General features: G+C 73.4%; 9 protein-coding genes, 1 tRNA gene and 1 pseudogene. 4 read left to right on the forward strand and 7 right to left on the reverse strand.

What is annotated here, in order from left to right; translation table 11 throughout:
- Position 1: 1 nt before the first annotated feature.
- The 5 genes and pseudogenes from ACSUPR_RS13880 to ACSUPR_RS13900 form a co-directional block, all read right to left on the reverse strand.
- Positions 2–949: a DUF5996 family protein gene (locus ACSUPR_RS13880; RefSeq protein ID WP_436891705.1), complete on the reverse strand. Its 948-nt coding sequence runs from the start codon at positions 947–949 to the stop codon at positions 2–4.
- Between the two features lie 34 nt (positions 950–983).
- Entirely contained in the window at positions 984–1,736 is a 753-nt protein-coding gene (narI, locus tag ACSUPR_RS13885) for a respiratory nitrate reductase subunit gamma (protein ID WP_436891706.1), read from the reverse strand.
- 158 nt (positions 1,737–1,894) lie between these two features.
- A pseudogene (narJ, locus tag ACSUPR_RS13890) lies at positions 1,895–2,611 on the reverse strand (nitrate reductase molybdenum cofactor assembly chaperone); the annotation flags it as partial.
- A gap of 10 nt (positions 2,612–2,621) precedes the next feature.
- Complete coding sequence (gene narH / locus ACSUPR_RS13895) at positions 2,622–4,349, reverse strand: nitrate reductase subunit beta (protein WP_436891707.1); 1,728 nt, start codon at positions 4,347–4,349, stop codon at positions 2,622–2,624.
- Positions 4,346–8,023, reverse strand: a complete 3,678-nt coding sequence (locus tag ACSUPR_RS13900) for a nitrate reductase subunit alpha (RefSeq protein WP_436891708.1) — start codon at positions 8,021–8,023, stop codon at positions 4,346–4,348. The genes narH and ACSUPR_RS13900 overlap by 4 nt, the downstream gene beginning before the upstream one ends.
- Before the next feature lie 162 nt (positions 8,024–8,185).
- Between ACSUPR_RS13900 and ACSUPR_RS13905 the strand changes: the two genes are divergently transcribed.
- Positions 8,186–9,385, forward strand: coding sequence for an MFS transporter (locus ACSUPR_RS13905; protein ID WP_436891709.1), 1,200 nt, complete (start codon positions 8,186–8,188; stop codon positions 9,383–9,385).
- Positions 9,386–9,392: 7 nt separating this feature from the next.
- On the opposite strand, the gene ACSUPR_RS13910 is transcribed toward ACSUPR_RS13905, so the two are convergent.
- Both ACSUPR_RS13910 and ACSUPR_RS13915 read right to left on the reverse strand, forming a co-directional pair.
- On the reverse strand, positions 9,393–10,115 hold the full coding sequence (locus tag ACSUPR_RS13910) for an rRNA methyltransferase (RefSeq protein ID WP_436891710.1): 723 nt from the start codon (positions 10,113–10,115) through the stop codon (positions 9,393–9,395).
- Between the two features lie 61 nt (positions 10,116–10,176).
- A tRNA-Asp gene (locus ACSUPR_RS13915) sits at positions 10,177–10,251 on the reverse strand.
- 152 nt (positions 10,252–10,403) lie between these two features.
- On the opposite strand from ACSUPR_RS13915, the gene ACSUPR_RS13920 reads away from it, so the two are divergent.
- The 3 genes from ACSUPR_RS13920 to ACSUPR_RS13930 all read left to right on the forward strand — a co-directional run bounded on the left by ACSUPR_RS13920 (position 10,404) and on the right by ACSUPR_RS13930 (position 12,317).
- Entirely contained in the window at positions 10,404–10,814 is a 411-nt protein-coding gene (locus ACSUPR_RS13920) for an RNA-binding S4 domain-containing protein (protein WP_436891711.1), read from the forward strand.
- 9 nt (positions 10,815–10,823) lie between these two features.
- Entirely contained in the window at positions 10,824–11,501 is a 678-nt protein-coding gene (locus ACSUPR_RS13925) for a phosphotransferase (protein ID WP_436891712.1), read from the forward strand.
- Between the two features lie 129 nt (positions 11,502–11,630).
- Positions 11,631–12,317, forward strand: coding sequence for a DUF2306 domain-containing protein (locus tag ACSUPR_RS13930; RefSeq protein WP_436891713.1), 687 nt, complete (start codon positions 11,631–11,633; stop codon positions 12,315–12,317).
- Positions 12,318–12,330 lie beyond the last annotated feature (13 nt).

Here is a 12,330-nt window from a genome sequence, read left to right on the forward strand (position 1 = left end):
CTCAGTCCTCGGTGCGCCCGCCCAGGTAGGGATCGGTGATCCCCGCCGGACAGGCCAGCCCGGCGACGTCCCACCCGGACAGGGCGGCCCCGGCCTGATAAGCGCTCTCCAGGAAGTCGAGCACGGACCGGACCGGGTCGGCCTCCTTGCGCGCGTCCGCGTACCGGTACAGCGCCAGGTGCCCGCCCCCGCTCTCCACCCACTCGGCCGCGGCCGGGCTCAGCCGCTGCTCCGTCAACCCCTCCGGCTCCGGCGACGTGTAGGAGTAGAAGCACGGCTCGGGGATCCTGTCGTCCCCGAACCAGAACCCGAAGCTCACCACCTCGCGCGAGTACGCCTCGCGCACCAGGCCCCCGGCCTCCCGGGGCTGGGGCACCGCTTCCGGCGAGAACCGGGTGACCGCGATGTCGAAGGTGTGCCAGAAGTGGTGCACCGGGCTGGTCTTGCCGGAGAACCCGGCGGCGAACTCCTCCAGCACCAGGTTCACCCGGCTCAGCACCCGCCAGTACTTCAGCGCCTTGTCGGGGTCGTACGCGGCGTGCTCGTGGTCCTGCGAGAACGGCCGCCCGTGGTCGGGCAGGTCGAACGGTGTGGCGTGGGGGATGCTCCCGTCCACGCCCAGGGAGTCCAGCGCCGACTGGAGCGCCAGGTAGAACGACGCCACGCTGTGCCCCTGGAGCGGGAACGAGGCCTCGTTCCCGTCGACGGTGGTGGCGACCAGCCGGTGGCGCAGGAAGTCGAAGTCCACCGTGAAGACCGGGTTGCCGTCGGTCAGCCCCATCGGCCGCGTCGTGATCCCGCTCCCGGTCAGGTGGAACGGCACGTTCCACCAGTGGTTGCGGCGCGGGCTGTGGTGCAGGCGCACCTTGCCGACGATCTGCTCGAACCGGTGGATGGTCTGCTTGGTGTCGTTCCACTCCTCCAGGGGGAACGACGGGAAGATCTCCATGGTCTGCGGTCTCCTCCTCGAAGGTCCGGGCCGGTCACCAGCCGCGGCGGGCCGCGCGCTCCGCCCGCCCGGCGCCGCCCGGGTGCGCGTCCCGGGTCCGGTACAGCACGTACGGCCGGAACAGGTAGCCCACCGGGGCGCTGAACATGTGCACGAGCCGGGTGAACGGCAGCAGCGCGAACAGCGCCAGTCCCATGAGCGCGTGGATCCGGTAGGGGAGCTCCGCGGCGGCCATCGCCGCGATGTCCGGAGAGAGCGTCCAGATGGACCGGAACCACGGCGACACCGTCTCCCGGTAGTCCTGGGAGTGCCCCCCGGCGACCTCCACCCCGGCGAAGTACACCGTCATGCCCAGGCCGGTGAGGATCGCCAGCACCAGCACCAGGTACATGACCTTGTCGTTGGCCGTGGTGGCGCTGAACACCGGGCCGGTGGTGCGGCGGCGCCACACCAGCAGCGCCACCCCGGCGAGCGTGCACACGCCGGCGACCAGCCCCAGGGACAGCGCGGTGACGTGGTACAGGGGGTCGGAGACCCCCAGTGCCCGCGTCCACGTGTCCGGGACGAGCAGGCCGACCACGTGTCCGACGATCACCACCAGCAGGCCGAAGTGGAACAGCGGGCTGCCGATGCGCAGCAGCCGCGACTCGTACAGCTCCGAGGACCGGGTGGTCCAGCCGAAGCGGTCGTAGCGGAACCGCCAGACCAGGCCGCCCACCACGATCACGAGCACGGTGTAGGGGAGGATCCCCCACAGGAACAGGTCGGCCCCGCCGTGCTCCCTCACCGGCCCCGCCCCTCCCCGCTCCCCCGGGCCTCGGCCCCGCCGGGAGCGGGAGCGGACTCCGCGGGGCGGCCCGGCCCCCGCTCCCCGCCGTGCCCGGCGCCCCCGTCGGCGGCACGCGGGTGCGGCACCTTTCCACAGCCGCAGGCCCCGGCGGCCCCGTCCGCCATCGGCAGCGGAGTGCGCGCCCCGTAGGGCTCCAGGCCGACGTCCTCGGCGGGCGGCCCCCGCCGGACCAGGCGGTCCACCGCCTCCCGGTCGGCGGTGCCCTGCGGCGGCAGGGTCCGGCGGACCGCGTCCACCACCCGGGCGTAGGGCGTCCCGTACTCCTCCAGGGCGACGGCGAGCAGGTCGAGTCCGGCTCGGAACCGCAGCAGCAGCTCCTCCCCCCGGCGGGCGTCGCCGCGCGCGGCGAACTCCAGCAGGACCGCCAGGTGGTCGGGCAGCTCCCCGGGGTCGACCTCCCAGCCCGCCTCCCGGTAGAGGGCCTTGACCGCGGCCAGGGAGTGGCCGCGCCGCCGGGTGTCCCCGTCGGTGTAGTAGGTCATGTGCAGCGACCGGCGGCGGCGCAGGTCGAACACGTCGACGTAGTGGCTGCACAGTTCCAGCTCGGGTGTGCCGCAGGCGTAGTCGCAGAACTCCTGGAGGGCCGCGCGGACCGACCCCCGGGGCAGCTCGGCGACCGCCCGGGCCACCAGCGGCAGCCTCTCGAAGAACGCCTGGTCGGGGTAGCCCAGCAGGACGGACGCCGCCTGGTGGGTGACCGCCCTGCGGTGCGCGCGCCGGGCGGAGCGGCCGGCGCCGAGCCAGCCCGTCCGCGACCGCTCCGTGCCCGGGCCGGTCCCCTCCGCCCCGGTCGCGTCTGTGGTGGTGCTCATTGCAACCCCCTCACGCGGGGCGGCCGGAGCCGCCTCCGCCGTCGGTGTCGTGGTCGCCCTCCCGGGGCGGGAAGAGCCCCTCGGGGCGACCGTTGCCGTCCCAGTTGAGGAGGTTGACCCGCCCCCTCTTGACGGTGTGCTCGTCGCTGGACTGCCGGTCGCGCAGGGCGTGGAAGGTCTCGACCGAGGCCGCGTCGGGACGGCCCGACGCCTCGCCGAACGGCACCCCGCCCATCCCGCCCATGCCGGGCCCGCCCTCGAGGTCGAGGCTGCACCCGATCTCGTCGATGACCCCCCGGTCGGCGTCGTCGACGCCGTAGGCGGTGGGTATGACGTACCGCTCGTCGTACTTGGCCAGGGCGAGCAGGCGGTACATGTCCTCGATGTCGCGGCCGGTCATCCCCACCGCCTCGGCGATGGACCCGTCCCGCTCCTGTCCGAGGTTGATCCGGCGCATGTGGGAGCGCATGGCCGCCAGGCGGCGCAGCACCAGCCGCACCGGCTCCGGGTCGCCCGCCGTGAACAGCTCGGCCAGGTACTCCACCGGGATGCGCAGCGCGTCGATGGCGCCGAACAGGTTGCCGGCGTCCTCGCCGTCGTGGCCGGTGGTGGTGAGCGTGTCCACCACGGGCGACAGCGGCGGCACGTACCAGACCATCGGCATGGTGCGGTACTCCGGGTGCAGCGGCAGCGCCACCCCGAACCTCTTGGCCAGGGCGTACACCGGCGACCGGGACGCCGACTCCACCCACCGGCCGGGGACGCCGTCGCGGCGGGCGGCGGCGCGCACCGCCGGGTCGTCGGGGTCCAGGAACACGTCCAGCTGGGCGCGGTGGAGCGCCTTCTCGTCCTCCACCGCGGCGGCCTCGCCCACCCTGTCGGCGTCGTAGAGGACCACCCCCAGGTAGCGCAGCCGCCCCACGCAGGTCTCGGAGCACACCGTCGGCATGCCCACCTCGACCCGCGGGTAGCAGAACGTGCACTTCTCGGCCTTGCCGGTCTTGTGGTTGAAGTAGATCTTCTTGTACGGGCAGCCGGTGACGCACATGCGCCAGCCCCGGCAGCGGTCCTGGTCCACCAGGACGATGCCGTCCTCGGCCCGCTTGTACAGCGCGCCGCTGGGGCAGGTCGCCACGCACGACGGGTTGAGGCAGTGCTCGCAGATGCGCGGCAGGTAGAACATGAAGGTCTCCTCGTAGGAGAACTTCACCCTGTCGCCGAGCTTCTTCACGACCGGGTCCTCCCGGGCCAGTTCCGGCCCGCCCGCCAGGTCGTCGTCCCAGTTGGCGCTCCAGGTGACCTGCATGGGCTCGCCGGTGAGCGCCGAGCGCGGCGAGGCGACGGGGAAGTCGTCGCCCAGCGGCGCGCTGAGGAGCGTGTCGTAGTCGTAGGTCCAGGGCTCGTAGTAGTCGTGGATGGACGGCATCACCGGGTTGGCGAAGATGGTCGCCAACCGCTTGAGCCGCCCGCCCGCCCGCGGCACGAGGCGCCCTCCGGGGGTGCGCACCCAGCCGCCCCGCCACTTCTCCTGGTCCTGGTAGGTCCGCGGGTATCCCTGGCCGGGCCGGGTCTCCACGTTGTTGAACCAGGCGTACTCCACGCCGCTGCGGTTGGTCCACGCCTGCTTGCAGGTGACCGAGCAGGTGTGGCACCCGATGCACTTGTCCAGGTTCATGACCATGGCGACCTGCGCCATGACCCGCCCGATGGGCCGTCCCGCGCCCTCCCCCGCCGTCATCGGTAACGCACCTCCGTCGTCCTCCTGCGCACGACGGTGACCTCGTCGCGCTGGTTGCCGGTCGGTCCGAGGTAGTTGAAGGCGTAGGTGAGCTGCGCGTACCCGCCGATGAGGTGGGTGGGTTTGACCAGTAGCCGGGTGAGCGAGTTGTGGATCCCGCCGCGGCGCCCCGTCGTCTCGGTCCTGGGCACGTCGATGGTCCGCTCCTGGGCGTGGTGCATGTACACCGTCCCGGTGGGCATGCGGTGCGAGACCACCAGGCGGGCGGCGACCACGCCGTTGCGGTTGACCGCCTCCACCCAGTCGTTGTCGGAGGCTTCGATGGCCTCGGCGTCGGCGGTGCTCATCCAGATGGTGGGTCCGCCCCGGGACAGGGTCTGCATGAGCAGGTTGTCCTGGTACTCGGAGTGGATGGACCACTTGGAGTGCGGGGTCAGGTAGCGGACGACCACCTCGCGCCGCCCGGTCGGTCCGATCCGCGGTTCCCCGAACAGCCGGGAGATGTCCAGCGGCGGCCGGTACACCGGCAGGGCCTCGCCGAACTCGTGGATCCAGTCGTGGTCGAGGTAGAAGTGCTGGCGCCCGGTGAGGGTGTGCCACGGCTTGTCGTGTTCCAGGTTGATGGTGAACGGCGAGTACCGGCGGTCGCTCGCCTCCTTGCCCGACCACTCGGGGCTGGTGCCCACCGGTGTCGGCCCGGTTCGGGCGTCGGCGAACACCACCCGCCGCTCGGCGGAGTGGGCGATCAGCTCCCCCATATCGGTGCCGGTGCGCTCCGCGAGCCGCTCGAACCCCTGGGCGGCCAGGCGCCCGTTGCTGGTCCCCGACAGGGCGAGGATCATCTCGCACACCTTGACGTCGGTGTCCAGGGCGGGGCGGCCGTCGGCGACCCCGCCCCGGACCGTGCCGTTGCTCCGGCGCAGCCACTCCACCTCCTCGTCCGGGGTGAAGGACACGCCCTTGACCGGCAGCCCCCTGGTCTCGGTGAGGGGGCCCAGCGCCGCCATCTTCTGGGCGACCGCCGAGTAGTTGCGGCGCACCGCCACGATGCCGGGCATGGTGCGCCCCGGGACGGGGCGCTCGCCGTCGGCCTTCCAGTCCGGCGGCACCCCGTGCGGCTGGGCGAGCTCCCCGGGCGTGTCGTGCTGGTGCGGGACCGCGACCAGGTCGGTGACCTCTCCCAGGTGTTCGGCGGCCAGGGTGCTGAAGACCTTGGCCAGCTCCTGGAAGATCGCGAAGTCGGTGCGGGCCTCCCAGGGCGGGTCGATCGCCGGGTTGAAGGCGTGCACGTAGGGGTGCATGTCCGTGGTGGACAGGTCGTGCTTCTCGTACCAGGTGGCGGCCGGGAGGACGATGTCGGACAGCAGCGTGGTGCTGGTCATCCGGAAGTCCATGGACAGCAGCAGGTCGAGCTTGCCCTCGGGGATCCCGTCCCGCCAGGTCACGTCGGCCGGGCGGTCGGCGGGGCCGGCCGGCTCGGCCCGGAGGTTGGAGTGGGTGCCCAGCAGGTGCTTGAGGAAGTACTCGTTGCCCTTGGCCGAGGACCCGAACAGGTTGGACCGCCAGATGGTGAGGGTGCGCGGCCAGTTCGCCGGGTCGTCGGGGTCCTCCGCCGCGAACCGCAGCGTCCCGTCTGCCAGCCGGTCGGCGACGTACTCGGCCGGGTCCCGGCCCAGCTCGGCCGCCTCCCGGCCCAGCTGGACGGGATTGCGGTCGAACGTGGGGAAGGACGGCATCCATCCCATCCGGGCGGAGGCCGCCACCAGGTCCGCGGTGTGGCGGCCGCGCACCTTCCCCGGGCCCAGCGGCGAGGCGAGGGCGTCGGCCCTGTAGGTGTCGTAGCGCCACTGGTCGGTGTGCGTGTACCAGTAGGCGGTCCCGGCCATGAACCGGGGCGGGCGCGACCAGTCCGTGGCGGAGGCGTAGGTCGCCCATCCCGTGGCGGTGCGGCACTTCTCCTGCCCGACGTAGTGCGCCCACCCACCGCCGTTGACCCCCTGGCAGCCTGTGAGCAGCAGCAGGGCCAGGAAGGCGCGGTAGGCGTTCTCACCGTGGAACCACTGGTTGGTGCCCGCGCCCAGGATGATCATGGCGCGGCCCCCGCTGGCCTCGGCGGTGTCGGCGAACTCGCGGGCGATGCGCTCGGCCCGCTCGGCCGGGACACCGGTCAGCTCGGCCTGCCAGGCGGGGGTGCAGGGCTGGGACGGATCGTCGTAGCCGGCGGGCCAGGTGCCCGGCAGGCCCGGCCTCCCCACCCCGTACTGGGCCAGCACCAGGTCGAACACGGTGGTGACCAGGCGCCCGCCCACCCGGCGGACCGGCACGCCCCGGGTGAGGACGCCGGCCTCGCCGGTGGGGGTGTCGAACCGGTTCAGGGCGATCTCAACGGCCTCGGCCCCCTCCCCGTGGAACGTCAGCTCCGGGACCCGGCCCTCCAGGCGCAGGTTCCACCTGCCGATCCCGTCCTCGCCCCACCGGTGCCCGAGGGTGCCGTTGGGGGCGTGGGGGCCGTCCTCTCCCCGTGGCCAGATGAGGGGCTTCCAGTCGGCGTTGGCGACCCCGTCCGCGCCGGGCAGGTCGGCGGCGGTGAGGAACTTGCCCGGCACCCGGCGCCCGTCCCTCTCCTCGACCTCCACCAGGAAGGGCAGGTCGGTGTAGGTGCGGGCGTAGGAGGCGAACCGCTCGACGGGCGCGTCGACGAACCGCTCCCTGAGGATGACGTGGCCCATCGCCATGGCCAGGGCGCCGTCCGTGCCCGGGTGCGGGGCCAGCCACTCGTCGGCGAACTTGGTGGCGTCGCTGTAGTCCGGGGAGACCACCACGACCTTCTGCCCCCGGTATCGGGCCTCCGCCATCCAGTGGGCGTCGGGGGTGCGGGTGACCGGCACGTTGGAGCCCCAGAGCATCAGGTAGGCGGCGTCCCACCAGTCGCCCGACTCGGGGACGTCGGTCTGGTCGCCGAACACCTGCGGGGACGCCACCGGAAGGTCGGCGTACCAGTCGTAGAACGACAGCATGGAACCGCCGAGCAGGTTGACGAACCGGGCGCCCGCGCCGTGGGACACCATCGACATCGCCGGGATGGGCGAGAAGCCCGCGATCCGGTCCGGGCCGTACCGCTTGATGGTGAGCACGTGGGAGGCGGCCGCGATCTCCAGGGCCTCCTCCCAGGTGGTGCGCACCAGGCCGCCCTTGCCGCGGGCCCGGTGGTAGCGGCGGCGCTTGTCGGGGTCGGTGGTGATCTCCTCCCAGGCCGCCACCGGGTCGCCCAGGCGGTTCCTCGCCTCCCGGTACATCTCGGCGAGGACCCCGCGCACGTAGGGGTGGCGGACCCGGGTCGGCGAATAGGTGTACCAGGAGAAGGCGGCGCCGCGCGGACATCCGCGGGGTTCGTATTCAGGGCGGTCGGGACCGACAGAGGGATAATCCGTGGCCTGCGTTTCCCACGTGATGATCCCGTCTTTCACATAAACATCCCAAGAACAGGATCCGGTGCAGTTGACACCGTGCGTGGAGCGCACGACCCGGTCGTGGCTCCAGCGGTCCCGGTAGAAGGCGTCTCCTTCGCGTCCGCCCTTTCTGACCTGCGCCCGGCCCCCGTCCAGGGGCTCCGACCTCGTCAGGTAGGTGCCGAGACGGAGCAGCGATCCACTCGCTTTGCCATTTGCCGCCATAAAGATGACACTCCGTTCGACACCGCGCTTCCGGCACCCACCACATTCCGTTAATGAATATGCCTGTTCATCTGGGAAAGTCACGTATCCCACACCGGCACGGGCGACAATCACGGCAGATCCACTCGAATGTCCGCGAGACGCCGGAGACAAGGAGCCGCCATGCGAGCGGAAGTCGGTCGACAGGGGACGCGTTCCGGTACGGCGGGCGGCAACCTCGCCCTGGCCACGGCGGCGTTCGCCCTGACCTTCTGGGCGTGGAACCTCATCGGCCCGCTCTCCAGGACCTACTCGGAGAGCCTGGACCTGACGCCGACGCAGACGTCCCTCCTGGTGGCGTTCCCCGTCCTGGTGGGCTCCCTGGGCCGCATCCCCGTGGGCGCGCTCACCGACCGCCACGGCGGCCGGTCGATGTTCACGGTGATCTGCTTCGTCAGCATCGTGCCGACGTTCCTGGTCGGCCTGTCCGGCGGTTCCTTCGGAATGCTGCTGCTGTGGGGCTTCTTCCTGGGGATCGCGGGCACGTCGTTCGCGGTCGGCATCCCGTTCGTCAACGCCTGGTACGAGGCGGGCCGGCGCGGGTTCGCGACGGGGGTCTTCGGGGCGGGCATGGGCGGCACGGCGCTGTCGGCGTTCCTCACCCCGCGGCTGGTCGACGCGATGGGCCTGTTCGCCACCCACCTGCTGATGTGCGCGGCGCTCGCGGCGATGGGCCTGGTCATGTGGTTCTTCTGCCGTGACGCGCCCGGGTGGGCCCCGCGCACCGGGCCCGCCCTGCCGCGCATGCGGGAGGCGATGGGGCTCCGGGCCACCTGGCAGGCCTCCCTGCTGTACGCCGTGGCCTTCGGCGGGTTCGTGGCCTTCTCCACCTACCTGCCGACGCTGCTGACGATCTCCTACGACTACCTGCAGTCCGACGCGGGCATGCGCACCGCCGGGTTCGCCGTGGCGGCGGTGGCTGCGCGGCCGGTCGGCGGCATCCTGTCGGACCGGATCGGTCCGGTGAAGGTGTGCCTGGTCTCGTTCTTCGGCACCGCCGCGTGCGCCGTCGTCCTGGCCCTGCACCCACCCGCCGAGTTCCCGGCCGGCGCGTCGTTCGTGCTCATCGCGATCGCCCTGGGCCTGGGCACGGGGGGCGTGTTCGCGCTGGTCGCCAAGCTGGTGGAGCCCTCCCGGGTGGGGACCGTGACCGGGCTGGTCGGCGCGGCCGGCGGGCTGGGCGGGTACTTCCCGCCGCTGGTCATGGGCGTCGTCTACCAGGCGACGGGCGCCTACACCCTCGGGTTCGCGCTGCTGGCCCTGGTGGCGCTCGCGGTGGGCCTGTACACCTCGCGGGCGTTCAAGGGCGCCGCGGCGGGCTGAGCCGGGCTCAGGCGACGTCCCGGGCGCGCACCAGCACCGCGGACCGGACGCCGACCCTGACCCGCTCCAGGGCGCGCACGCCCCCGGGCAGGGCGATGCGGCGGGCGCGGGCCGCCACCACGATGACGGCCCCGGGCGGCAGTGTCCGGCCGAGCGAGGCGAGCAGTCCGCCGACCGGGTCCGCTCCGGGTGCCCGACCCTCCCAGCGGGTCATCTCGCCGTAGGGGACGTCGGTGACGACCAGGTCGGCGGCCACCGGCCCCGCGGGGGCGAAGGCGTCGGCGACCGCCGCCTCGTGCGGCAGGTCGCCGCCGGCCCGGGCCAGGCCCCGCGCCAGCGCCCGGGCCTGCTCGGCCCGCTCCACGAACGCCGGGCGGCCGAAGTCCCGGGCGGCACGGCGCAGCTCCTCCTCGCGCTCGGCCAGGCCCCGGGCGGTCAGCAGCCGCAGGTTGCGCCCGGCCAGCCCCACCGCGTCGGGGTCGACGTCGGTGGCGCGCACCGAGGCGATCCGCTCCCGGTGCAGCAGGCCCAGGACGGTGGCCAGGTAGCCGCTTCCGCAACAGGGGTCCCACAGGCGCACGGACGGGAGCCCGGTGTGCACCATCGCCCGCTGGAACAGCTCGTCGGCCAGGCGGACCGGGAACCCCGGGAAACCGGGCGCCGAGCGGAGCACGTGTCCGCTCGCCAGTTCCGAGTGGTCGGTGCGCTCCACCGCGTACCGGTACGTCATCGTGCCCCTCCCCCGGACAACGGCGAAGGCCCGGCGTCCTGGGACACCGGGCCTTCATGTGCGGTCCTGACGGGATTTGAACCCGCGGCCTCCACCTTGACAGGGTGGCGAGCACTCCTAACTGCTCCACAGGACCTCGTTGCTGGTACAACTCTAGCGCGACTTCGGAGTGCTTCGTACCGTCGCCCCGTAAAGTGGCTCAAGACGCCCCGAACGTTCCGTCCGGCCCGGTCCGGCACGGTCCGGTCCCGGGGGCCCGAACCCCGACAGAGCCCTGGAGTCCCGCACGTGAGCGACGCAGTCCCCCTTCCGCCCGGCCCCGACAGCACCAGGGTCGACCGCTGGCTGTGGGCCGTCCGCCTCACCAAGACCCGCTCCGACGCCGCCCAGGCCTGCCGGGGCGGCCACGTGCGGGTCAACGACCGCCCGGCCAAGCCCGCCTCCCCCGTGAAGGCGGGCGACGAGGTCCGGGTGCGCCTGCACGGCACCACCCGGATCCTGGAGGTGGGGCATGTCCTGGAGAAGAGGGTGGGCGCGCCGATCGCGGCCCGCTGCTACGTGGACAACACCCCCGAGCTCCCGCCGCAGGCGACGGTCCCGGTGATCCGCCGGGACCGGGGCGCGGGGCGCCCGACCAAGAAGGACCGCCGCCTGCTGGACCGGCTGCGCAGCGACCTCCCCCCGCCCCCGACCCCCTGAGGACCCTCCGTGGCCGACACCCCGACCCCCCTGGCGTCCGGCCGCGACGCCGACGTCTTCGCCCTGTACGGGCGCCGCGTGCTGCGCCGCAACCGCGACGGCCGCTCCCCGGCCGCGGAGGCGGCGGTGATGGAGCACGTGGCCGCGCACGGGTTCCCCGCCCCGCGGGTGCACTCCGTGGACGGCGCCGACCTGGTCATGGAGCGCCTGGACGGCACCACCCTGCTGGCCGCGGCGATGGCGGGCGGGGTGGGCCCCCGGGAGGTCGGCCGGATCATGGCCGACCTCCAGAACCGGCTGCACGGCCTGCCCGCACCCGGTGGTACGGGCGCCCTGCTGCACCTGGACCTGCACCCGGACAACATCATGCTCACCGGCGCGGGCCCGGTGCTCATCGACTGGACCAACGCCCGACCGGGCGAGGCCGACCTCGACGTCGCGGTGTCGGCGCTGATCCTGGCGCAGGTGCGCCTCTCCGGGTCCTTCCCGCCCCCGGTCGCCGCCCTGGCCGGGGAGGCGCTGGACGCCTTCCTCTCGCACACGCGCGGCGACCCGGTGCGGCTGCTGGGCGGGGCCGTGCGGCTGCGCGCGGCCGACCCCAACCTGTCCCCGGAGGAGGGGGCCGTGCTCGCCGCGGCCGCCGCGGAGGTCGGGGAGCGGGCCGCCCGCCGGACCGGCGCACCCTAGGGGATGCCGGGGGCCCGGCGGCGGGAGCCCACCGGGAGGGCCGGATCTTCCGGGTGAATCCCGATACCTCCGGGGGGATCCCGCGAGGACAGTGGAGGTGAAGCATCCGCCCCCCGTCAGGAGAACCCGATGCCGTCCCCCTCCGCTCCCGTGCGGCGCCGCCGCGCGATCGCCCTCACGGCGGTGACCGCCCTGTGCGCGGCGGTCGCCCTGGTGTCCGTCGGCGCCTACACCGGGCTCGACCCCGCCGAGGCCCGTGTGGCGCTGCGCGACCCGGCCCTGCACTACCCGGTCCTCGTCCTGCACGTCGGCACCTCGGTGCTGGCGCTGGTCACCGCGCCGCTCCAGCTCTGGCCCGCGCTCCGGCGGCGGGGCGCCCACCGGGTCATCGGCCGGATCCACCTGTTCGCGGGCGTGTTCCCCGGCGCGGTGTCGGGCATGGCGCTCGCGGTGATGAGCACCTACGGCGCGGTCGCGCAGACGGGCTTCGCCCTGCTGTCCGCGCTGTGGTTCGCGACGGCCGCGATCGGCTGGCGGGCGGCCCGCGAGGGCCGGTACGCCGACCACGGGAAGTGGATGGTGCGCGTGTTCTCCCTGACCATGGCGGGGGTGACGCTGCGGGTGCTGGTCCCGCTGTCGACGGCGCTCCTCACCCCCCTGGTGGGGCCGGGGTACGGCGAGGAGGAGATCTTCACCGCGGTCTACCCGGCGATCGCGTGGCTGGCCTGGGTGCCCAACCTCCTCGTCGCCGAGTGGTACCTGCGGCGGCGGCCGGGCATCGGCGCGGCGGCCCCGGCCGGCCACCGGCCGGGCTGAGCCGGCCGGGGCG

This window comes from Nocardiopsis dassonvillei, assembly GCF_964273065.1.
GTDB classification, from domain to species: Bacteria; Actinomycetota; Actinomycetes; order Streptosporangiales; family Streptosporangiaceae; genus Nocardiopsis; species Nocardiopsis dassonvillei_B.